At 37.6% G+C, this 23,092-nt stretch carries 15 protein-coding genes, 4 pseudogenes and 2 other annotated features; of the genes and pseudogenes, 16 read left to right on the forward strand and 3 right to left on the reverse strand.

Features of this window, described 5'->3' with window-relative positions; all coding sequences use genetic code 11:
• Positions 1-1,478: 1,478 nt before the first annotated feature.
• Positions 1,479-2,225, reverse strand: a complete 747-nt coding sequence (locus O4M77_RS05485) for an IS5-like element ISAba31 family transposase (protein ID WP_004787171.1) — start codon at positions 2,223-2,225, stop codon at positions 1,479-1,481.
• A gap of 209 nt (positions 2,226-2,434) precedes the next feature.
• Here O4M77_RS05485 and O4M77_RS05490 point away from each other — a divergent pair.
• The 5 genes and pseudogenes from O4M77_RS05490 to O4M77_RS05510 all read left to right on the forward strand — a co-directional run.
• Positions 2,435-2,845, forward strand: a pseudogene (locus O4M77_RS05490) (guanosine-3',5'-bis(diphosphate) 3'-pyrophosphohydrolase); the annotation flags it as partial.
• A 371-nt stretch (positions 2,846-3,216) separates the two neighbouring features.
• The gene (locus O4M77_RS05495) at positions 3,217-3,618 is read left to right on the forward strand and encodes a hypothetical protein (protein WP_166137313.1); all 402 of its coding nucleotides are present in this window, start codon (positions 3,217-3,219) and stop codon (positions 3,616-3,618) included.
• A 134-nt stretch (positions 3,619-3,752) separates the two neighbouring features.
• The gene (locus O4M77_RS05500; protein ID WP_086043908.1) at positions 3,753-4,232 is read left to right on the forward strand and encodes a hypothetical protein; all 480 of its coding nucleotides are present in this window, start codon (positions 3,753-3,755) and stop codon (positions 4,230-4,232) included.
• Positions 4,233-4,281: 49 nt separating this feature from the next.
• Positions 4,282-4,872, forward strand: a complete 591-nt coding sequence (locus tag O4M77_RS05505) for a hypothetical protein (RefSeq protein WP_323713978.1) — start codon at positions 4,282-4,284, stop codon at positions 4,870-4,872.
• Positions 4,847-6,066, forward strand: a protein-coding gene (locus O4M77_RS05510; protein WP_200230925.1) for an IS3 family transposase whose coding sequence is annotated in 2 segments (ribosomal slippage) — positions 4,847-5,123 and positions 5,123-6,066 — 1,221 coding nt in all. Because the reading frame shifts where the segments join, the coding sequence is not laid out codon by codon here. The genes O4M77_RS05505 and O4M77_RS05510 overlap by 26 nt, the downstream gene beginning before the upstream one ends.
• Positions 5,122-5,238, forward strand: a sequence feature (AL1L pseudoknot). It overlaps the preceding gene by 117 nt.
• 39 nt (positions 6,067-6,105) lie before the next feature.
• On the opposite strand, the gene tet(M) is transcribed toward O4M77_RS05510, so the two are convergent.
• The gene (gene tet(M), locus O4M77_RS05515; RefSeq protein WP_000691727.1) at positions 6,106-8,025 is read right to left on the reverse strand and encodes a tetracycline resistance ribosomal protection protein Tet(M); all 1,920 of its coding nucleotides are present in this window, start codon (positions 8,023-8,025) and stop codon (positions 6,106-6,108) included.
• Between the two features lie 15 nt (positions 8,026-8,040).
• A pseudogene (locus tag O4M77_RS15915) lies at positions 8,041-8,088 on the reverse strand (hypothetical protein); the annotation flags it as partial.
• 184 nt (positions 8,089-8,272) lie between these two features.
• Here O4M77_RS15915 and O4M77_RS05525 point away from each other — a divergent pair.
• The 11 genes and pseudogenes from O4M77_RS05525 to O4M77_RS05575 all read left to right on the forward strand — a co-directional run bounded on the left by O4M77_RS05525 (position 8,273) and on the right by O4M77_RS05575 (position 23,024).
• A pseudogene (locus O4M77_RS05525) lies at positions 8,273-9,493 on the forward strand (IS3 family transposase).
• Positions 8,548-8,664: a sequence feature (AL1L pseudoknot), on the forward strand. Its footprint overlaps the pseudogene before it by 117 nt.
• Before the next feature lie 202 nt (positions 9,494-9,695).
• The gene (locus O4M77_RS05530) at positions 9,696-11,909 is read left to right on the forward strand and encodes an McrB family protein (protein ID WP_323714091.1); all 2,214 of its coding nucleotides are present in this window, start codon (positions 9,696-9,698) and stop codon (positions 11,907-11,909) included.
• A 12-nt stretch (positions 11,910-11,921) separates the two neighbouring features.
• Positions 11,922-13,205: an McrC family protein gene (locus O4M77_RS05535; protein ID WP_323713979.1), complete on the forward strand. Its 1,284-nt coding sequence runs from the start codon at positions 11,922-11,924 to the stop codon at positions 13,203-13,205.
• Between the two features lie 160 nt (positions 13,206-13,365).
• A complete protein-coding gene (locus O4M77_RS05540) occupies positions 13,366-13,977 on the forward strand; it encodes a DUF6088 family protein (RefSeq protein WP_180159493.1) in 612 nt (203 codons plus the stop codon).
• A 284-nt stretch (positions 13,978-14,261) separates the two neighbouring features.
• Entirely contained in the window at positions 14,262-14,603 is a 342-nt protein-coding gene (locus tag O4M77_RS05545) for a helix-turn-helix domain-containing protein (protein WP_180159492.1), read from the forward strand.
• A gap of 435 nt (positions 14,604-15,038) precedes the next feature.
• Positions 15,039-15,722 (forward strand): metallophosphoesterase, encoded by a 684-nt coding sequence (locus tag O4M77_RS05550; protein WP_323713980.1) that lies wholly within the window; start codon positions 15,039-15,041, stop codon positions 15,720-15,722.
• 107 nt (positions 15,723-15,829) lie between these two features.
• Positions 15,830-16,255: a GNAT family N-acetyltransferase gene (locus O4M77_RS05555; protein WP_323713981.1), complete on the forward strand. Its 426-nt coding sequence runs from the start codon at positions 15,830-15,832 to the stop codon at positions 16,253-16,255.
• Between the two features lie 285 nt (positions 16,256-16,540).
• Positions 16,541-16,879, forward strand: a pseudogene (locus O4M77_RS05560) (FAH family protein); the annotation flags it as partial.
• A gap of 11 nt (positions 16,880-16,890) precedes the next feature.
• On the forward strand, positions 16,891-18,465 hold the full coding sequence (locus O4M77_RS05565; RefSeq protein WP_323713982.1) for an aldehyde dehydrogenase (NADP(+)): 1,575 nt from the start codon (positions 16,891-16,893) through the stop codon (positions 18,463-18,465).
• A 184-nt stretch (positions 18,466-18,649) separates the two neighbouring features.
• The gene (locus O4M77_RS05570) at positions 18,650-19,993 is read left to right on the forward strand and encodes an OprD family outer membrane porin (RefSeq protein ID WP_323713983.1); all 1,344 of its coding nucleotides are present in this window, start codon (positions 18,650-18,652) and stop codon (positions 19,991-19,993) included.
• 793 nt (positions 19,994-20,786) lie between these two features.
• Positions 20,787-23,024 carry an NADP-dependent isocitrate dehydrogenase gene (locus tag O4M77_RS05575; protein WP_034170011.1) on the forward strand — a complete coding sequence of 746 codons (2,238 nt, stop codon included), beginning with the start codon at positions 20,787-20,789 and terminating at the stop codon, positions 23,022-23,024.
• Positions 23,025-23,092: the final 68 nt, after the last annotated feature.

The raw sequence follows: 23,092 nt of genomic DNA on the forward strand, positions 1-23,092 counted from the left end.
GGGTGCGTAAAAGCAGTTAATAATTAGATTTTAATATACTCTGCCTTAAACCCACTCTAAGATAACACTAAAGATTCACATAAATGATTATATTTTATACATAATTTTCCAGAAAATCGTAAATAAATGATCTGTTTTACTCTTCCTGTGTAATCTCTTTTCCAAAGCCTCAATCAAAGTATCTCGCTTTTCAGTAATCTCATCTTCAACATCAAAAAATTGTTGTCGCATACGGCGTTTTTCTTTTTCAGCCTTTTTGATTTACTCTTAGATATTTCACTCTTGTTCAATATCATTGGCTTGGCGTGATTCTCGTTTCAATGCATTAATCTTAAGTTTAATATCATCCAACATTTTTTCAGTCGCCAACATACGATCTTTAGCCGATTGTTCTCACTTATTCCTTTCCTTGCGATAGGCTTAGACTCCGCCAGATTCCAGCCAGAACTATTTAATCAATCGTGAAAGCTGTTGCCGTTTCCTCGCAGTTTTACTGGTGGGTTGCTTTAACTATGCCATTAGGTTTGATTAAATTGCCAGGATTTGGATTTTATTGTCAGTTATTTACACTTAAATACCAATAAGTGGTTCTAACAGACAATTCATAGCAAAACCTATCCATTAAGTGGAATAGACAGGTACTTGATGTTATTTCTCTTACATTCTTTGTTACTTTGGTGTTATAGGGTGTTCTGACAGATCCAAGCGGGTATTTTTTACTGCCAATAGGGTGGAAATGCATAACCATTTTGTGGTAATTCACTGCCAAAATTGCACAGTGGAAATAGAGAATTTGTTTTAAATAATTAATTTTTTGAGCCTGATTTTTATAGTGTAATGAAATGCCAAATATAGTGTAATGCACCTATTTTATAGTGTAACGCACCCCAAAAAATGGGATTTTTATAGTGTAACGCACCCCAAAAAATGGGATTTTTATAGTGTAACGTACAGTCAAATTATAGTGTAACGCACCTTTTTTTATAGTGTAACGCACCTCTTTTTATAGTGTAACGGTAGGAATGTATAAAAAATAATGAAATCTAAGGTTTTTTCTGGGTGACTTTAGGTTGGAGGTGATTAGGATTGTATATTTTTGATTAAATTTTAATCGCATGGCTGTTTGTTAATTTGTAAAAGCAGGGTGCGTTCATATCAAAATCGATCATTTTTAGAAGGGAATTTATGCGACAAAATGACGCATTGGTTAGAGAATTAACTCTGTCTTTGAAACTTAAAAGGAAAGTTTTGAGGACCACGGCTTTATGATTTCTAACTAAAGAGTGTCTACAAAATCGGTGGCTATTCAAGCGTATAGAAGTTGTGATTTACTTGATTATTTATCAAATGAGGCTGCTTCATTTTCTATTCAAGAGCAGTTGTATCAGGACTGCACTCGACTTGAAGAGGAGGTGGATAAAGTAAAATTAGAGATAGAAATATTAGGATCTGTTGACACTTACTGTTCATAATTAACCCTATAACGGTAGCCATAAAAATATACAGGCTAAGGCAACAGAACTTTGATAATTTCTTTTGAGCTTGTCATATCGAGTAGCTATTCCTCTAAATTGCTTTAATCTACAAAACATATTTTCAACTAAATGCCTGATTTTATATAAATACCAGTCCATATGGTCATTGTTCGATTGGCTATTCGTTTTCTTTGGTATATTCGCTTTAGTCCCTGTTTTCCTGATCTGTTCACGCAGTGGTTCTGAATCATAGCCTTTATCTGCACATACCACTTTTGTCTCTTTTAAATCTAATGTTGATATTAAATCAGGTGCAACTTTAACATCATGTGTGGTTCCATCGGTAATCATGAAATCAATAGGATTGCCATGTGCATCAACAATCAAATGTATTTTTGAGGAGTTTCCTCCTGCACTTTTAGAAATAGATTGATTCGCTATGCCGGCAGAATGTTGATGAGCACGTACATGAGAGCCATCAATAAAAATCCACTCCATATCGGGGCATGAGGCTAGTAATTTGAATAATCTAAGTAACTTACCGCTGCTTGACCAACGATTAAAACGTTTGAAAATAGAGTTTGAATGACCAAAACAAGAAGGAATATCTCGCCACGGACAACCTGTCCTAATTCTATAGAGAATAGCTTCAATAAAATTGCGTAAATTTGAGTTGTGGTGAATGGATAAATTACGCAGAATAACTTTCAACTTTTGCCAATGTTGATCTGTCAGCATGGTACGAGGCATAGCGAATAGTAAAATTGGGTTTGGCGATTTGATTTTACTACTTCGCTATTTTTTTAAGCTAAAAGTGTCAACACACCCTAATAAAGAGCATAGATTTATTTTTTGTGCGACATATAATGTCGCTAATGTGCTTATGATTGTAGATAAATATTAGGTAATTGATTAATATTTAAAAGAAAAGAGAGTAAATATAATAAGAGGGTAAACGTATTTCAAATCTAGATCAGGCATTAAAATTGGCATGTGAACGCCATGCAGGGCAAGTAGATAAGGCAGGACAGGATTATATTCAACATCCATTGCGCGTTATGGAAAATGTTCAACAGCCACATGCCAAGATCTGCGCTGTTCTCCACGATATTTTAGAAGATACACCAACGACAATAGATGAGCTCAAAGTCTTGGGATTTGAGCAAAAGATAATAGATGCGATTATTGCCGTGACTAAAGTAAATGGTGAAAATCGCTTCCAAGCGGTACAGCGTACTGTTAAAAATCCGATTGCTTGTGAAGTTAAGCTCGCTGATTTGAGCGACAATATGGATTTATCTCGACTCCCAAAAATATCTGCCAAAGATTTGATACGCTATAAACAATATCAAAAGGTCCAAGAAATACTAAAAGAGGCTTATGCAATTCATCAGCATGTAAAAGCTTTAGATCTGGATACTGAATATCCAGAGTTTGAATATGGAAGTATGCGATTTAATTTTCAATATTTACTTAATGCACTATTTGATCAATTGCATCCGCTAGGAGGGAACCAAATTGATAGACCCCAGGAATGGTGGATTTTATTTGAAGATGCTAGTGAATATTTTGCTTACTGTAAGCGTAAAAAATTAAGACCTTCTCCAAAACACTTTATCCAATTATTTAATACGACTGATCGTGATTTTTTCGGCAGTTCATTTCAAACCTTAGCGGATCAAGATGTTTTGATGGATGTCTACAATAATGTTCTTAGTCATCATTTTACGAAGGATATCGCATGATTTTGAAAGAAGACTTGATGATTGATGGATTACACTACGTATTAAAGTTTGATCATTATAGTTTTTCCTTCTCATTGAATAACCCACCACGCGCCAAAGTCCAAATCAATTATCGTAGACATCCAGAATTAGCCTTATTTAGAGATGACCCCATATATGAAGATCTCAACTTGAAGTTACCAGCCTTGAAAGTTTTTAATGCGATTAGTCAGAGAGTTGAAGAACTTATTTATAAGCATAGGATTCATTATTGGTCTTTTAGTGCCACTTCAACTAAAAAAGCCAATGTTTATGAAAAACTTTTAAAGCGATGGATGAGTCGTAACACCATGGTCTTTAAATATGATCGTGTGGGAAATGATTTTTATGTATATGTAGAGAACAATTTTAATGAGTAATATTGCCATAATATAAAGAATCTAATGCGGATATTGATTAAAAGTTCTTGAAGATCTAGAAAGCTTAAAACTGAAATGTGTTAAATATAGTAAGTGTATTTTTGTCGTATATACAAAAAAATGAGGGGAGTTAAGTGTTAAACACGGCGCAAAACAATAGAGCTTTGAAAGATTATTTATACAACTTACAGATTGATATTTACGACACTGAAGGACTTCCACAATCGTTTCACAATACGGTAAAAGCCAATATCACATTCACTAAAAAACTAAATGACTTTAAACAGCTGATTGATTGTTTAAGTGGAGACCGTTGCTTTAAACCTTGGGTATGGGAAACAGAGGAAGTGTTGGAACAGTCTGAACGATATATACGTGATTTTGCATATCAAGACATAGCGGTACAGCAATTTATCCAAGCGCATCAAGATTTAGCAATTAGAATTTTAGAGCTAGCTGGTCGTATATACGAAGGACATTGGGCTCATGGGGTGTCAAAAGAAACAGACCAGCAATTTTATGACCTGACAGAGTTTTGTAGACGTATATGGTTAAAAGAAAGTAAAGCTTGGGTAGCATTGGCTAGAGCATGGCGTAAGAGAAACCAAAAGTAAGTAGCTATTAAGATTTAAAACAGTAGATTTTGAAAGATTGGGGTAAAGAGTGTCAGTAGAGCAACACCAACAATTATTATGGAATCAGTTCTTAGAGGCTTGGCCACTTGGGCGACTGAGAAATATGACCATCGAGGAATACTCCCAGGCTGGAGATAAAGAAAATTTTACATATTGCCTAGAACGGGAAACCAAACCAATAGCAAATATTTTAGGTGGCTCAGCATTTAAGTTCGGTATATTTCACCGCAGTGCTACGGAAGAAAAACTCGATGGAAAAGGCAAGATATATCAAGATGGATATGCTTGGTTAGAAAAATATGGTGCGACCAAAGAACAAGCATTTGCAGAAATTAAAAGACGAATAATTGAAACAATTGAAAATGCACAAACAGGGAATTTAGAAGCTATTGATGCTTTGGATTTTTCACCTGTAGTGAAATGGAAAATAGCCTTTTTATATCAAAATCAGACACAGCCGAAAATCATCTCTATTTTTTCAAAGACGATGCTGGACTTTCTGACAAAGGATAAAAAGTTAAATTATGCTCAGACTTATCAATATGAACCGTACCGGGTTTGTCGGAGAGTCAATATTCTGAGAGACTATCCCGATGACAAAATTAAAATATACCCCTGAAATCAGAGAAAGAGCGGTTCAATTATTGATTGAATCTGAAAAAGATTATCCATCGAATTGGGCTGCGATCACCGCTATTGCTCCCAAGATAGGTTGTACTCCTGAAACACTACGTGTTTGGTATCAAAAATATTTAGATAAACAAAATCCAGTTAAAGTACAGCAGCTTTCAGACCAAGAACGTATCAAACAACTCGAACGCGAAAATAAAGAACTGCAACGCGCCAATGAAATTCTACGTAAAGCAGCCGCTTTTTTCGCCCAGGCGGAGCTCGACCGCCCACACAAATAATGGTGGATTTTATCCATAATAATAAAGAGCTGTACGGAGTCGAGGCGATTTGTAGAATTTTACCGATCGCACCTTCAACCTATTACCGGACTCTAGATCTCTGCGAAAATCCAGAACATCGAGCAAAGCGAGATTTACATGACTTGCATCATGCTGAGGAGATTAAACGAATTTGGAAAGAAAGTTCAGGTCGATACGGTGTGCGTAAGGTCTGGCAACAACTGAAACGTGAAGGCTATGTGATTGCACGTTGTACAGTTGCTCGATTGATGCAGAAGCTAGGTATACAAGGTGTTTGGCGCGGTAAGAATAAACAAACTACCCGTAGCCGGGATGACCAAAAACGGGCAGATGATTTAGTGAAACGTAATTTTAGTGCTGATCATCCAAACCAACTATGGGTCGGTGACTTTACGTATATTCAAACTCATTCAGGCTGGGTCTATACCGCCTTTATTATTGATGTGTTTTCACGAGCAATTGTTGGATGGAAAGTATCTACACGGATGAATACAGATATGGTGCTCGATGCATTGGAGCAAGCATTGCATGATCGCGGCATGCCAAAGAATGTGATTCATCATTCCGACAGAGGTGTGCAATATCTTTCCATTCGCTATACCAATCGTTTAGAAGCAGCAAATTTACGAGCATCAGTCGGTACGACTGGTGATTCATACGATAATGCTTTGGCTGAAACGGTGAATGGCTTATACAAAACAGAGGTAATTGAATATCTAAAAGCAGATTGGCAAGGTTTAGCAGATGTACAACTTGCGACACTAAACTGGGTAGATTGGTTCAATAAAAAGCGTGTACACAGTGCACTGGGTTATGTATCGCCTTTTGAGTTTGAAGCAATGTACTATGATAAGATTAACCCGTTAGGTCAGGTGGCCTAACTTAAATAAAAAAGTCTCCGACAAACCCGGTACGGTTCACTAAGTTATTTTATTGAACATATATCGTACTTTATCTATCCGACTATTTGGACGACGGGGCTGGCAAACAGGTTCACCGGTAGTAACATGGTACCCTTTTAACTCTGTTAAACAAACACTACGTCCATTTGTAAAGAAAGTTAAATCACTACGATATTCTTGAATACACCGAGCAGGGATTTCTCCACTAAGAATGACCTCATTATTTTTCAATTGAGTGTCTACGATGTTCGCACAATATTTAGGAGCATCGTTGTATGCTCGTGAAAGATATTCCTGTGGCGCATAAATTTTAAAACTAAGATATGGCTCTAACAATTCTGTTCCAGCTTTTTTTAAGACTTGTTCCAATACAATAGGAGCAAGCATCCGAAAATCTGCTGGGGTACTAACAGGGCTATAGTATAAGCCATACTTAAAACAGATTTTACAATCCGTCACATTCCAACCATATAATCCTTGTTCGCAACCATAGCGTATCCCTTCCATAACTGCATTTTGAAATGATTGATTTAAGTATCCAAGAGAAACCGAGCTCTCATACTGCATTCCACTTCCCAACGGAAGCGGTGATACAGATAAACCAATGGAAGCCCAGAAAGGATTTGGCGGCACTTCGATGTGAATGGTATATTCTGCATTTTTTAACGGTCTCTCCATATAAATGACTGTAGGCTCTTTTAGTTCTATCTCCACATGATACTTTTCTTGCAACAGTGCACTAATCACTTCCATTTGTACTTTCCCTAAGAAAGAAAGTATAATTTCATGTGTCGTAGAATCCACGTAATATCGTAGAAGCGGATCACTATCTGAGATTTCCAAAAGGGCATCAAGCAACATTTCTCTCTGTTCAGGTTTACTCGGTTCAACAGTTGTTTGTAGTAGAGGGTGCGGATTTTCAATCTTTTTTCTCTGTGGCAATAGTTTTGTATCTCCAAGAACACTATTTAACTTCAAAAACTCATTTTGCAAAATAACAATTTCTCCAGAATAAGCTCTATCAATCTTACATAATTCACCATTTATTGAAGTATACATTTCTGTAACTTTTATTTTTTCTTTTTCTGATACTCTAACCGAATCTCGTAAATGTAGTACTCCACTATAAAGGCGTATATATGCAAGACGTTGTCTTTTTTTTGTATATTCAATTTTGAAAACATTTCCGCAAAGTTCAGACGGACCTCGATGTGTTGATGAATAAAATTTATTCGTAATCACTTCTATAAGGTTATCAATCCCTATATTGTTTTTTGCACTTCCGTGATAAACAGGGAACAGGGAACAATTATGAAATCTTATGCTTTCCTCTTGTTCGAGTTCCAATGCTTCTAATGATTTACCGGACATATATTTCTCTAAAAGGTCATCGTTTCCCTCTATTACCGTATCCCATTGTTCAGATTCGGTAAAGTTCGTCACACACATATTAGGATACAGTTCTACCTTCTGTTTGATTACAATTTCGGCAGAAAGTTTCTCTTTAATATCCTGATAAACCGTTGATAAATCAATTCCATTTTGGTCAATCTTATTGATAAAAAAGATTGTGGGAATCCCCATTTTCCTAAGTGCATGAAATAATATACGAGTTTGTGCTTGTACGCCATCTTTTGCAGAAATCAGTAGAATTGCCCCATCTAAAACTGATAATGAACGATATACTTCTGCTAAGAAATCCATATGTCCTGGCGTGTCTATGATGTTCACCTTCGTATTTTCCCACTGAAAAGAGGTTATTCCTGTCTGAATTGTAATTCCTCTCTGACGTTCTAAAAGCGTATTATCCGTCCTCGTTGTACCTTTGTCCACGCTTCCTAATTCTGTAATCGCTCCACTGTTATATAATAAGCTTTCTGTTAAGGTAGTTTTTCCTGCATCAACATGAGCTAAAACTCCAATATTAATAATTTTCATGTGATTTTCCTCCATTCAAAAACCCAAAAGGGCATAAAAATCCCAGTGATAAATACTTTTATCACTGGGATTTTTATGCATAACCATAGGTATACAAAGCATACAGATATTCTCTGGATACTTTAGAATCACATGATAAAGGTATTCTTAAACTGGGTACAAAAAACTAAGCCCTCCTAAAAAAGGACATCTAATTATGAACCGTCCCGGGATTGTCGGAGACCTAAAACTCTGAGACAATACCCTTATGAAAAGCAAACAATACCCAACAGAAGTTAAGAAAAGAGCCGTCGAATTACTGATTGAATCACAAAAAGATTATCCCTCATTATGGGCGGCTATCCAAGCCATCGCCCCCAAATTTGGCTGCACACCCGAAACCCTACGCTCATGGCATCAAAAGCACCTAGCTAAGCAAAATCCTGTGACCGTTAGCACTGAAAGCCAAGCGGCTCGTATCGCTGAGCTTGAGCGAGAAATCAGAGAACTCAAACAAGCGAACGAAATTATTCGAAAGGCAGCCGCTTTTTTCGCCCAGGCGGAGCTCGGCCGCCCACACAAGTGATGGTCAAATTCATTGATGATGAAAAAGAAAAATATGGGGTCGAGCCGATTTGTAGAATACTGCCAATTGCCCCATCTAGCTACTATCGCGTCAAAGCTGAACAGGAAAACCCAGAGAAGCAAAGTCGACGCAAACAAAGCGACAAACACCTCATGGCACAAATCAAACAGATTTGGCAAGACAGTGGCTGTCGTTACGGCATTCGTAAAGTCTGGCACAAGCTTAAGCAAGATGGCATGCCAAAGCTTGGTCGCTGTACCGTTACGCCTTATGAAACAGCTAGGTATTCAAGGCGTATGGCGAGGCAAAGGCAAAATCACCACCAAACAGCGACCAGGACAACAAAGTCCCGATGATTTGGTCAAACGCAACTTTACTGCAGATAGCCCAAACAAGCTGTGGGTGGCTGACTTTACCTATATCAAGACCAAAACAGGCTGGGTCTATACCGCCTTTGTCACCGACGTATTCAAGCGAGTTATTGTGGGTTGGAAAGTATCGAATCATATGGACACTCAGCTAGTTCTAGATGCCCTAAATCAAGCATTAGACGCTAGAGGCAGACCAAGCGGAGTAATTCATCATTCTGATAAAGGTAGTCAGTATCTATCGATTAAGTACGGTGAACGGCTTAAACAATCGGGGCTTGCCGCATCAGTCGGCACGACAGGTGACTCTTATGATAATGCCCTAGCTGAAAGTGTGAATGGGCTATATAAAGCGGAGGTGATTGATTATTTGAAACAGGAATGGGATGGCGTAAATGATGTTGCGCTAGCAACCCTTGATTGGGTACACTGGTACAACCATGAACGATTGCATTCTACCAATGGATATGTATCGCCTGTTGATGCGGAAAATATCTACTATTGTTCATTAATTCCGTCAGGCTATGCTGCCTGACTCAAGCAAACCTGTCTCCGATAAAACCAGGACGGTTCAATATCTAATTCGTCAACAGGGTGATAGATCATTACTGCAGTACAGTAATGACTTAGTGCAAGAATATATTGATGCGCATCCGAAACAAGGACATTTGACACCCGCTGAAGCAGATGAAATTTTAAATGCAAAATATCCAGATCAATATATAAGTCGGCAGAAAATGACAGTGGTCACGAATGAAAATGGTCGTGAAATTGCATTGGTTTTAACAGGTTCTAAAGCGAGTTTCTTTATCGAGATTGATCCATCTGATACTCAGGATTTTCAATTTCAGTTTAAATCTACGCAAAATGTAGCATCAGGTAAATACACTGAATCTGATGGACGCCACAGTGGATTAAAATCACAAAGTAAAAATTTGTGGTTAGGTAATAAAATTTATTACATTGAAATTAGCTCTGCAGAAGAATTAGAGAAATTTTGTAATTGGTATGAGCAAAGCCATGACCAGACTACGGCGCTGGAACGTAAAATTAATGCATTCTTAGAATTATGGCCTGCTGAACGCCTGAAAAATTTAACCGTTGAAGAATATCATCAAGCTAGAAACAAAGATTGCTTCATTGCTCAGATTGACAGTTTTGATCCAACACAAGGCGATCCTACCTTTGCTTGCTATTTTGATCTTTGGGAGCCAGTCAGCTTAGGTGACCATGATAAATATCATAATGAAAGACCATATTCATGGAATAAAAGACTTGGAGATAATGCTGAACAGGCCTTTCAGAAGATCAAACAGGAAATACTAGAGATTGTAGATGCAGCTCAGCGCCGTGATTTAAATGCAATTGCCGATATTCAGTTTACTAAAGGACTGAAATGGATGATTGCGTTTTTGTATCAGGACTTTAGCAATCCTTGTGTGATTCCCATAGTAGGGGAAACTAACATAAAAAGGATTGGCTATGAATCCTATGTAAAAACGCCAGTACTAGAGTTTTTGCCTATTTTACTGGCAGATCAGGGAGATCTAGAGTTTTTCCCATATGTGGAAAAACTATTTGCGAAGGTCAAAAAAGGCTATTTAGATAACAAACAGAAGAAACAGCAAACTAAAGAATTAATGGAAGAAGTTATGATTCAACAACCTTTAAACCGTATTTTATTTGGTGCAGCAGGGACGGGTAAAACCTTTCATTGCATTAATCATGCCTTATCCATCATTGAAAATAAGCCTTTAGATGTTTTAGAGCAAGAAGATCGCACGGTGCTAAAAACACGTTTTGATCAATATAAAGAACAAGGTCAAATTAAGTTTGTCACTTTCCACCAAAGCTTTAGCTATGAAGACTTTGTAGAAGGGATTCGGGCTGAAACGGATGAACATGGAAGTTTAACTTATAATGTAAAATCTGGAGTTTTCAAAGAAATCTGTGAAGATGCTGAGCTTGAAAGCGAAGTAAAGAGTTCAAAAACTTTAGTTCCTACGGAAGCAAGCATAAATCAGGTAATTGAGAGTCTTATTCAAAAAGCTAAGTTGGAGGAGCAAACATTTTATACAAAGCGGAATGTTGAATTTAAAGTAACAAGTAATGCATCTGGTACTTTATTTGCACAAACATCTAAAGATACAAGTATATCTTTATCATTAAGACATATTAAAAATTACCTTAAATTTCAATCTAAAAATATTGTAGATAATAGGGCTTATGAATGGGCAATTGCCAATTCATTGAGTTCGGAAATCCAATTTGAAGACATAGACAAACAAATAAAACCTTATGTATTGATTGTTGATGAAATTAATCGAGGTAACATTTCTCGTATCTTTGGTGAGCTCATTACCTTAATTGAAGACTCTAAACGTCAAGGTGCTGAAGAAGAATTATCTGTAACGCTGCCATACTCAAAAGAAGAATTCTGTGTTCCAAGTAATGTCTACATTATTGGCACAATGAACTCGTCAGACCGTTCTTTAACAGGCTTAGACATTGCTTTGCGCCGTCGCTTTACCTTTGTTGAAATGCCACCGAAGCCAGAGTTATTGAATGATATTGAGGTGGAAGGGGTGAATATTGGCAAGCTATTAGAAGTCATCAATCAGCGTATTGAGGTGTTATTAGATCGAGATCACTGTATTGGTCATGCCAACTTTATGAATTTGAAGAAACAGCCAACACTTGAGAATTTAACATTAATCTTCAAACAAAAAATAATTCCTCAACTTCAGGAGTACTTCTTTGATGATTGGTCAAAAATCAATATGGTGTTAAATGCCAATGGCATGTTGAAGCCTAAAGCTGTTGAGCGCTCGGTATTATTTCCAAATGTAGATAGTGAGCCAGAAAGGTTCTTCGAAGAACAGAAAACGTGGCAATTGGTAGATACGGCTTTTGATTCGATCACAAGCTTTAGCAAAATCATCAAGCATTAATCGGGGATTTATATGCATGATTTTACCGTGAGAGAATATGCCTTCATCAGCGTTGCTTATGAAGGTTGTCCTACCTCAAGCTTAGACCATGCTTATATTCCTGAAAAAGCATTTGAGCATCTGTGTGATCTCTCTGCTTCTTTTTCCAAGCATGGCGCAAGAGTCTTTGAACTTGCAGGACGTAGAAAGATAAAGCTAGACCAGTATGTTGGTGTAATTGAAACGCCGTGTGGTACACGTATAGAGATATTACCGAAGCATGTAGAGCTGAATGGAACAAGTGATCAAGAGCTTATTTTAGCAGAGCGTAAACTCCTACAAAAAATGTTGAGTGTATCTTTACACTTACCTTATAGAGAGGCAGGGAGTGCAAATCTAAATCGTTTTAAACAACCTCTGCATGAATGGATTATTACTCAGTTCCTCGCGTCATTTGAGCGTTTATTGCAACGTGGTTTACGATTTGACTATAACCGTGTGCAAGAAGAACAAAAGTTTCTACGTGGGCAATTACAGCATGTGAAATATATGCGACAGCCACCTGCAAAGAAACATATATTCCCGATTGAGCATGATGTTTATGAGGTCAATCGACCTGAGAACCGTCTGATTCGTACAGCGTTGGAAGTCATTTGTAAAAAGACCAAAGATGCGAACAATTGGAAACTTGCCCAAGAACTCAGGTTGATGACCAGTGAAATACCACGAAGCCAAAAGATTCAGCAGGATTTTAGACAATGGCAGTCAGGTCGCTTACTTGCGCTATATGCTGAGATCAAACCTTGGACAGAATTGATTTTAGGTGAGTACATGCCTGTATCTACACAAGGTGAATGGCGGGGCATGAGTCTATTATTCCCGATGGAAAAGCTCTTTGAATACTTTGTGGCTTATCATTTGCGCCGTGGATTACCTGAATATCAGGTTAAAACACAGCATGCGACAGAGCATATTTGTGAACATCAAATGAGTAAGATATTTAAGTTAAAGCCTGATATTTTTATTGATCGCTCCAAAGCTAAAATGCCGAACATTGTGCTGGATACTAAGTGGAAGCTGATTGATCAAAATGAGCGTAGTGGACGATATGGCTTAAAGGACAGTGATATTCAGCAGATGTTTGCGTACAGTCACTATTACTTGAAACATGAGAGTGAAGTGATCTTGGTGTATCCATACCGAGCAGGGAAATTTGACCAACCTCTAGATGATTTTGACTTTAGGCGTACAAGTGGTGCAAAGCTTCGAGTAGTACCGTTTAACTTGGATGAGCCAGAAAATTTCAAAATAATTTAATGTGAAGGTTACCTATTAAGTACAAAGTTTGGTACTGAAAGCCTCTTTTTTGATGATTAAGTACAATTTTCTATACTTAATCATCAGCCGTACTGGATTTGCATTATGAAACGGAAAACCTATACCTTTGTGAAAAAGGGATTAGGATGCAATCGGCGATATGGCTACTAAAGAAAAAATTGTAATTGATCAATTTTTAAAATTTAAGCAAGGGGGGGTGTTCTGTCGCTTCGATTTTGGTATAGAAATAAGCGATAAAGAACTAAAACGGATTTTATATCAATTTATTCAGTCAGGTGAGGTGCAGGTCATCTTGTCTAAAGTTTATTATAAAGTTGAAATGAATAAACTCAGCCAATTTAAAAATAAACCGTTGAGTCCTGATATCACTGATGTACTGGAAACTCTGTCGAGAGCCACGGCGCTCAAATTTCAGGTGCATGGTGGAGTCGCTGCTAATCGGCTAGGACTAAGTACTCAAGTGCCTCTTATTCATGTTTTTTATACAACGGGAAGATCTAGAGATATTAAACTTTACGGGCAAACTGTACGTTTCATCCGTACTCGTTGTTTAGATGTATTCCAGTATGCTTATAAGCCAGTTGGATTGGCAATTTCCGCATTATATTTTTTAGGTCCACAAATTGTTAATGGAGTTATGATTAAGCAGTTAAAAAAAACATTGGGTGAAAATGACTATCAGAGGTTGATAAAAGCTAAAAAACCGTTATGGATAGAAAATAGGATATTGGAAGTTGAAAAAAAATATTAAGAAAATATGAAATAGAACTTATGGTTATGCGATATCACATAAGGCTACGGCATATTTGTCATTAATAACAGAGTAGAATATTTAAATCCAAACCAGATAAATTCATAGATCATTCAAAAAATATTTAGTGTGTACTTAGTATGCTAAATGCAATATTTTGCACTTAAAGCTATTTTTTGACGATTAAGTACAATTTTGTGTACTTAATCATTAGCCATGCTAAATTTGCATTGTTAAAAGGAAATGACATATCTTCGTATTAGGATCATTAATATCAACAAAATATGCAATTTCACCGTAATGACTTTCCGACATCGATTGCTGAAGCCTTAGGAGATCGGCTAAAACGTGCACGCCTCAATAAGAATTTAACTCAGCATGAAGTTGCTCAGTTGGCATGGATTTCGAGACGGGCAGTATTGAAAGCTGAGAAAGGGGATGTTCGCCTAGCGGATTTAGTAGCGATTTTACAGGCTCTAGATTTGGTTGATCAGTTAAATTTATTTTTACCAGAGCAACCATTATCACCAATCCAACTTTTGAAGTTACGAGGTAAAACTCGTAAACGAGCATCGGGTAATGCCAATACGGATAATAATAAAAGCTCAGAAGTCTTAGATTGGTAGTGTTTAGCTAGTAGCAAAGCGAGAAAGATTTTTTCTTTTTTAGTTGAGACTGAAACTACTATTTTTACTTCTAGTTAAATGATTTTAAGTTATTGATTTAATTCAAATAAAATGGTTTTTTGGGTTTGTATCTTGATACAGACGATATACAAGCGAGAAAGATTTTTACTTTTATTTGATTTTGAAGCCACTGTTTAAAATTTATTTTTAGATTTCAAGTTATTGATTTTATTAAATGTTAAAGTAATTCTAGTTCGTAATTTGATAATGATGATATAAGCGAGAAAGTTTTTTCTCATTAACTAATTAAAAAATGGTAGAACTATAAACAATAATGAGCTTAAAAGTCGCATTTACTTTTATTTTATTATCAGGCTTTATTCATTAGAAGATTGCAGATTGCTTAAAATCCTTCACGGGTAAGGTATATGGGCTATGGTAGAAATAGTTAAATACATTGATGGACAACAATTCTCCGCTGTCTATATTGTGGGGGACTTACATGGTTGCTATAGCTTGTTGATGCAAGAACTTAAAAAAATTAATTTTGATTTTTCAAATGATTTACTTATTTGTACAGGTGATCTCATAGACCGTGGTACTGAAAATTTAGAGTGTGTTAGGTTATTAGAACAACCATGGTTTTGTACAGTACGTGGAAATCATGAAGAAATGTGTATTAGAGGTCAATATGATCACAAAATAAAAGATATTCATGCACGCAATGGTGGCGAATGGTTTTATCAACTCAGCTCAAGAAAGCAATCCGAAATTAGCTCCCGTTTTCAACAATTACCATTGGTTATAGAAGTTCAATTAAAAAATAAAAAGATTGGTGTGGTACATGCGGATATTGATATTCATGATTGGAATGTTTTTAAGGTAGATATTATGCAAGGTGACTATAAAATATCAGGTGTAACTTCTGCTTATAATAATGCGTTATGGGGGAGAGGGCGTATTAGGAGTTATTCAGATGCATATGATGTTGTTAGTAATATTGATGAAATTTATTTAGGTCACACTATTGTAAAAGAGCATATTCAAATTGATAATTGCCATTATATAGATGTTGGATCTTCTTTTACGAAGAAGCTTTGTCTTATCAAAGTACAATAAAAATAATTATATCAATAAATAATCTTTCGTATATATATTTTCAATTAAAACAAGCGGTTGAATGTATTTTACTTTTTTGTTAGTTTCTAATTTTTGGAGAAAATATAATGCAATTATTTGCCGATGAAGAGCCAAAAGCTGTCTTGGACATGATGAATAATTATGTAGTATCTGTTTTAGGTTATGATTTGAATGAGTTAGAATTTCAACCTGCTGTAGATGCAAGAATTGATATTTTTCATGCTCTTTTCCATAAAGGAGAAGATGATCTTTATATTAGGTTTGGGAAATATTGTGAATATAGTGGAAAAGTTATCGTTGTCGCTAGAATTGGTTTTGAAAAACAAAAAAGAGGATATGGAACGGCTCTGATATCTAGATTGATAAGGATAGCTGAAAAATATAATTATGAAAAAATTATTTTTGAAGCAGCAAATTCCAAATGTAAAGCATTTGCGAAAAAAATAGGTTTTGCTAATGAAATGAATCAATCAATTGAACTAATAAAGCAAGCTATACAATTAAAGAGTTAAAGATTTTCTATAGCCCTAGAGATATAGTCGAAGAATTTTAACTACATTTCTAGGGAATTCATATTTCTAATCATTGATGTTATTTCATAATTTTTTCTGTCTAAAATAATATATACATATAGGATTAGACTAATTCACCAGACTTAAACAAGCCAAAGATTATTTTTTACAAAAAATTACAATAAAAAGCACTTATTTTCTTGTATCACTATGTGTATCACTAAATTATTTTTGTTAAATAAATTATTTAAAATCATGAGGTTAAATAATGGTACGGTAGAGGATATAAGAACAGGCGATCTGCCTAAGCACCTGGTAGGTAAAAGTCGTTTAAAACGTAATGGGGAAGTGATTTGGGAAAAAGAGTTTCTTTCAGGTGAAAACAATATGTGTCATAGCCTGAGTAATCTTGAATATCACCATTTCAAATACCAACAGTTCCTCAAACCAGGGGATGTGCATATTCATTATTTCGGAACAGCCACACTGTCTTTTGCAGACGGTATGAAAGCTGAAATTGGTGATGAATTTGAAATTGAAATGAAAGAGTTTGGACAACCCTTAGTTAATAGATTGGCACCAACTCAACCTGAATTACCAATTGGCTCAGTTATAACTCTTTAAGGATCTTAGATATGAATTTTGGACACAACTTTATAGCAGGTAGTCGTAGTGCTGAAGGCGATAAAATCCTTAAAAGCCTGAATGCCACCACAGGTGAGGCACTGGATTTCGATTTCCATCAGGCCACCGAACAGGAAGTCAACCGTGCAGTAGAAGCTGCCCATGCTGCATTTAAAACCTATCGCCATACTTCTCCTGAACAGCGGGCTCTATTCTTAGAATCCATCGCAGATGAACTCGATGCTTTGGGTGAAGACTTCCTCAATACGATTTCTCAAGAAACGGCTTTACCTATTGCTCGTCTGCAAGGTGAACGCGGCCGTACCAGCGGGCAAATGCGCCTGTTCGCGAAAGTATTACGTCGCGGTGATTTCCTGGGTGCACGAATTGATACCGCACTACCAGACCGTCAACCTTTACCACGACCAGACTTACGTCAGATTAAAATCGGTGTAGGGCCAGTTGCCGTTTTTGGGGCAAGTAACTTTCCTTTAGCTTTCTCCACTGCCGGAGGTGATACCGCTTCTGCATTAGCAGCAGGTTGTTCAGTAGTAGTTAAAGCGCATAGCGGTCATATGGCCACAGCAGACTATGTGGCTCAAGCCATTGAACGTGCCGTTGAAAAGACTGGCATGCCTAAGGGTGTATTTAATATGATCTATGGCAATGCAGTCGGTACCTTACTGGTCAAACATCCCCTGATTCAGGCTGTAGGATTTACCGGTTCTCTGAAAGGTGGCCGTGCACTATGCGATATGGCAGCAGCCCGTCCGCAGCCTATTCCAGTCTTTGCAGAAATGAGTAGTATCAATCCAATGCTGATGTTACCAGAAGCCTTAAAAAACCGTGGTGATCAGATCGCCCAGGAGCTGGCGGATTCAGTAGTCCTCGGTTGTGGTCAGTTCTGTACCAATCCTGGATTGATTCTCGGAATTAAATCGCCTGAATATACCCAACTGATCGAACAGCTCAGTGAAATCATGGCAAACAAGCCACCTCAGACCATGCTCAATGCAGGTACTTTAAAAAGCTATACATCAGGTCTGTCTCATTTAGCCGAGCATGCAGGGATTCAGCATCTGGCAGGTCAGGATCAGCAAGGAGATCAGGCATTACCTCAGTTGTTTAAAGCGGATGTGGAGCTACTACTTGCAGGAAATCAGTTACTGCAGGAAGAAATCTTTGGCCCAACCACCATCGTAATTGAAGTGGAAGACAAGGCACAGTTACTTCAGGCACTCAGCAGTATGAATGGACAGTTAACAGCCTCACTGATTGCAGAAGATCAGGATCTGGAAGAATTCGCGGAAGTAGTACCGGTATTAGAAGAAAAGGCTGGCCGTTTGTTGTTGAATGGCTATCCGACCGGGGTAGAAGTTTGTGATGCCATGGTACATGGTGGCCCTTATCCGGCCACTTCCGATTCACGTGGCACTTCTGTAGGTACCCTGGCCATTGATCGTTATCTTCGTCCGGTCTGCTACCAGAACTATCCACAAAATCTGTTGCCGGAGGCATTGAGAGATGAGAATCCACTAAATCTGTTAAGACTGGTCAATGGTGAAATGACCCGGGATCGTATCTAAAAGAGAAGACATATATAGCCAGAAGGCGGGGAACTCTATTTAACTAGGTTGCCCACTTCTAAAAAAACATAGAGGTCTATACAGACTACTAAATGCTCGCAATGAGTTAAGTATGAATTTATCTGCTTAGCCTAGATAACCATAATCTCAATAATAAATTAAGAAACATTTAAGGATGAATGTAATGAATACTCTTGTGAAATTTTCACTAGTGGTAGGGACACTTATGCCTTTATCACCTGAGTTATTGGCAAATGAACTATTTGAAGACGGTCAATTTGATGTAGTCAACCGCAATTTTTATTTTTATCGTGATTTTAGAAATGGAGCTTCAAATCCTTCGGGCGCAAACACACAGTTAGCAGAAGAAGATAGAGAAGGCTATCGTAGTGAATGGGCGCATGGTGTCATGGCAAAGTATACGTCTGGTTATACTGATACCGCCTTGCAAATAGGATTTGATACGTATGGCATGGCAGCTATAAAACTATACAGTGATGAAGTTAAGACTGGTACGAATTTAATAGAATTTGATCCTGTAACTGGTAAGACTAAAAGCTTCAATGGAGAAGTTGGAGGTGCCTTAAAAGTCAAATATAAAGACACTGTATTGACCTATGGTAATCAATTTCCCAATGTACCAGTATTAGCGACCAATACATCTCGATTACTCCCATCTGTGAGTACAGGTGTAACTTTACAGAATACATCTATAGATCATTTAGAATTAAATGCCGGTTATTTTTATAGTATGAATCCGGTAGATTCCACAAAGGATTTAAACTTTTTTACTACAGATTATGGCTCAGCTGCTGGTATTAAAGCTGATAGTGTTAGTTTTGCTGGTGGAACCTATAAATTACCAAACACATCCGTAACTGCTTATGCTTCTGAATTAGAAGATGTTTGGAAACAATTCTTTCTAGGTGCAAATTTCCAGCATGCTCTTGAGAATAACCATAAATTTAAAGCAGCCTTTGCCGGATATAGTAATAAAGATACGGGCAAAAAAGTTGCAGGTAATATCGAAGCAAATATTGTGTCTGGTTTAGTGGGATATCAGCTAGATCAACATACTATTTCTCTAGGATATCAACAGGTATTTGGTGATGAACCTTTTGACTGGGTAGGATACTCCACAATTGGCGGTAATATTTCAATTTTAAATGCAGCGCAGTTTGCTAGTTTTTCTGAAGCAAATGAAAAATCACTCCAGCTTAAATATGAAACAGATCTGAGCACTTATGGATTGCCCGGCCTAAGCCTAATGGGGCGGTATATTTATGGTTGGGATGTAGACAATAGTAATAGTGACAATACTTTTTATACTCGAAGATTTATTTACGACCCTAGCAAAGACAATAAGCATTGGGAACGTAACATTCAATTAGCTTATAAGGTTGCTTCGGGTTTTGCTAAAGGTATGGATATTAAATTGCGACAAGCTACTCACCGAGCGACTAAAGGCTATCGATATAATGATATTGATGAGCTTCGGGTTATTATTGAATATCCTTTTTCATTTTAAATGACTCAAAACTCTTAAATATTTTCATTTTTAAATTTGAGTAGAGTAAATTGTTCTAGGATGATTCTTTATGAGTCATCCTGAAACTATTTTGAATTAAAAAATAATTTACATTGTTTATAGGCTATTTAAGCCATCCAAGGTTTAAATTACCTCAAGTCTCTTCTTGCACCTTATTAGTTCGATTAAAAAAATGCACATAATTTAAACTGAAGAAAGAGTAGAAAAATGACTATTGTTTAAGTTGTCTTAAGTCTTCAGGATCAACTTTCAATTTATCAGGTGCAGATCATAAATTTCGATAGGAAGGAGCAGATCTGTTTCAATTCGCTTTTTAACCCATACTTATGGAAATTACGGCCATTGATAATTTATTTTCATGATACCCAACATGTAGATAAAAATTGATGGCAAAAAACCGAATTAAGCACACATTAAGTTTATAGGTGAATTTGTCTGATTTTTAATTTAAGTAATTGAATTATAATGATTAAATTATGATTTTTGGTAAAATTAAGCAAAATCTGCAAATTAACCTTCTAATGCACAAATCGCATGGTTTGGCAATGTGCCGATTCGAAAAAAGGTTCATTTTCACGTAGAATACTGCTGTCGGTGAATCACGCTGACAATTTTTACGAATTTTTCAGGCAAAGTTGAATATGTATTGATATTCCTTTGACTGAGGTGCAACCAGCACCACTACTTTCAAAGTTTATTTAAGTAACCGGTTCGCTGAAATTAGGCCAAAAGCCTGATGATCAGAAACTCAATCCAAAGCAAGGGGCTATATATGGCTGGTGGAAAGTCAACAATCATTTACACACTGACCGACGAGGCGCCATTATTGGCGACTTACTCTCTACTGCCGATCATTGAGACCTTTACTAAGCCGGCGGGCGTTGAGATTGTTAAGACAGACATCTCTGTAGCCGCACGCGTACTTGCAGAATTCGCAGACTATCTAAGCGATGAGCAGAAAGTTTCAGATAACCTGGCAGAATTAGGTCGTCTTACTCAGGACCCAGATACTAATATCATTAAACTCCCTAATATTAGTGCGTCTGTTGCTCAGTTGACGTCATGCATTAAAGAACTTCAGTCTAAGGGCTATGCACTGCCTGATTATCCGGAAAACCCGACTACTGAAGAAGAAAAAGCAATTAAAGCGCGTTATAGCAAGTGCCTAGGTTCAGCAGTGAACCCAGTACTTCGTGAAGGTAACTCTGACCGTCGTGCGCCGACAGCAGTGAAAAACTACGCGAAAAAACACCCACATTCTATGGGTGAATGGAAACCTTGGTCACAAACTCACGTTTCTCACATGCAAGAAGGCGACTTCTACCATGGCGAAAAGTCTATGACTTTAGACCGTGCACGTAATGTGAAAATGGAACTGATCACCAAGTCTGGTGAAACTATCGTTCTTAAGCCAAAAGTTGCGCTTCAAGACGGCGAAATCATCGACTCAATGTTCATGAGCAAAAAAGCCCTTTGCGACTTCTATGAAAAAGAATTAGAAGATTGTAAAGAAGCTGGCATCCTGTTCTCTTTACACGTTAAAGCGACCATGATGAAAGTATCACACCCGATCGTATTCGGTCACTGTGTGCGTATTTACTACAAAGATGCGTTTGAGAAACACGGTAAATTATTCGACGAGCTCGGCATTAACGTAAACAACGGTATGGCTGGTCTTTACGAAAAAATCGAATCTTTACCGACTTCTTTACGTGAAGAAATCATTGAAGATCTTCATGCATGTCAAGAACACCGTCCAGCACTTGCGATGGTTGATTCTGCAAAAGGTATTACCAACTTCCATTCTCCAAACGACGTGATTGTAGATGCTTCTATGCCTGCAATGATCCGTACTGGCGGTAAAATGTGGGGTGCTGACGGTAAACCTTACGACTGTAAAGCAGTTATGCCTGAATCTACATTCGCACGTATTTATCAGGAAATGATCAACTTCTGTAAATGGAATGGTAACTTCGACCCACGTACTATGGGTACAGTTCCTAACGTTGGTCTGATGGCTCAAAAAGCTGAAGAATACGGTTCTCACGACAAGACTTTCGAAATTCCAGAAGCGGGTGTTGCGAACATCACTGACCTTGAAACTGGTGAAGTGTTGATGTCTCAAAACGTGGAAGAAGGTGATATCTGGCGTATGTGCCAGGTGAAAGACGCACCGATCCGCGACTGGGTGAAACTGGCTGTAACTCGTGCACGTAACTCTGGCATGCCAGCAATCTTCTGGCTTGACCCGTACCGTCCACACGAAAACGAACTGATCAAAAAAGTTCAAACATACCTGAAAGACCACGATACAGAAGGCTTGGACATCCAAATCATGTCTCAAGTACGTGCGATGCGTTATACACTTGAACGTGTTGCTCGTGGCCTAGATACCATTTCAGTAACAGGTAACATCCTGCGTGACTACCTGACTGACCTGTTCCCAATCATGGAGCTTGGTACTTCTGCGAAAATGCTGTCTATCGTGCCTCTAATGGCAGGTGGCGGTATGTACGAAACTGGTGCTGGTGGTTCTGCGCCTAAACACGTACAACAATTGGTAGAAGAAAACCACTTACGTTGGGATTCTCTAGGTGAGTTCTTGGCATTGGCTGTTTCTCTGGAAGAAATGGGCATTAAAGAAAACAATGCACGTGCGAAACTGCTTGCGAAAACACTGGATGCTGCGACTGGTAAATTGCTTGACAATGACAAGTCTCCATCACGTCGTACTGGCGAGCTAGACAACCGTGGCAGCCACTTCTACCTGGCTAAATTCTGGGCTGAAGAACTTGTAGCGCAAGACGAAGATGCAGAATTGAAAGCGAAATTTGCACCGATCGCTCAATCTCTTGCTGAAAATGAAGAGAAGATCGTGAGCGAATTGAATGCAGTTCAAGGCCAATCTGTAGATATCGGTGGTTACTATGCAGTTGATCCTGCAAAAGTAAATGCTGTAATGCGTCCAAGTGCTACATTGAACCAAATCATTGAATCACTAAACGCTTAATCAGGCTGTACTAGCTTTAAAGCTCGTAAAGTGAATAAAACCGGTGCTTAGGCGCCGGTTTTTTATTG

This window comes from Acinetobacter sp. YWS30-1, assembly GCF_033558715.1.
Taxonomy (GTDB): Bacteria; Pseudomonadota; Gammaproteobacteria; order Pseudomonadales; family Moraxellaceae; genus Acinetobacter.

Bases quoted from the DNA above. Each gene is read 5' to 3' on its own strand.
- O4M77_RS05485 (WP_004787171.1), bottom strand. From the start codon at position 2,225: ATGCCTCGTACCATGCTGACAGATCAACATTGGCAAAAGTTGAAAGTT.
- O4M77_RS05495 (WP_166137313.1), top strand. From the start codon at position 3,217: ATGATTTTGAAAGAAGACTTGATGATTGATGGATTACACTACGTATTA.
- O4M77_RS05530 (WP_323714091.1), top strand. From the start codon at position 9,696: ATGACAGTGGTCACGAATGAAAATGGTCGTGAAATTGCATTGGTTTTA.
- O4M77_RS05535 (WP_323713979.1), top strand. From the start codon at position 11,922: ATGCATGATTTTACCGTGAGAGAATATGCCTTCATCAGCGTTGCTTAT.
- O4M77_RS05540 (WP_180159493.1), top strand. From the start codon at position 13,366: ATGGCTACTAAAGAAAAAATTGTAATTGATCAATTTTTAAAATTTAAG.
- O4M77_RS05545 (WP_180159492.1), top strand. From the start codon at position 14,262: ATGCAATTTCACCGTAATGACTTTCCGACATCGATTGCTGAAGCCTTA.
- O4M77_RS05550 (WP_323713980.1), top strand. From the start codon at position 15,039: ATGGTAGAAATAGTTAAATACATTGATGGACAACAATTCTCCGCTGTC.
- O4M77_RS05555 (WP_323713981.1), top strand. From the start codon at position 15,830: ATGCAATTATTTGCCGATGAAGAGCCAAAAGCTGTCTTGGACATGATG.
- O4M77_RS05565 (WP_323713982.1), top strand. From the start codon at position 16,891: ATGAATTTTGGACACAACTTTATAGCAGGTAGTCGTAGTGCTGAAGGC.
- O4M77_RS05570 (WP_323713983.1), top strand. From the start codon at position 18,650: ATGAATACTCTTGTGAAATTTTCACTAGTGGTAGGGACACTTATGCCT.
- O4M77_RS05575 (WP_034170011.1), top strand. From the start codon at position 20,787: ATGGCTGGTGGAAAGTCAACAATCATTTACACACTGACCGACGAGGCG.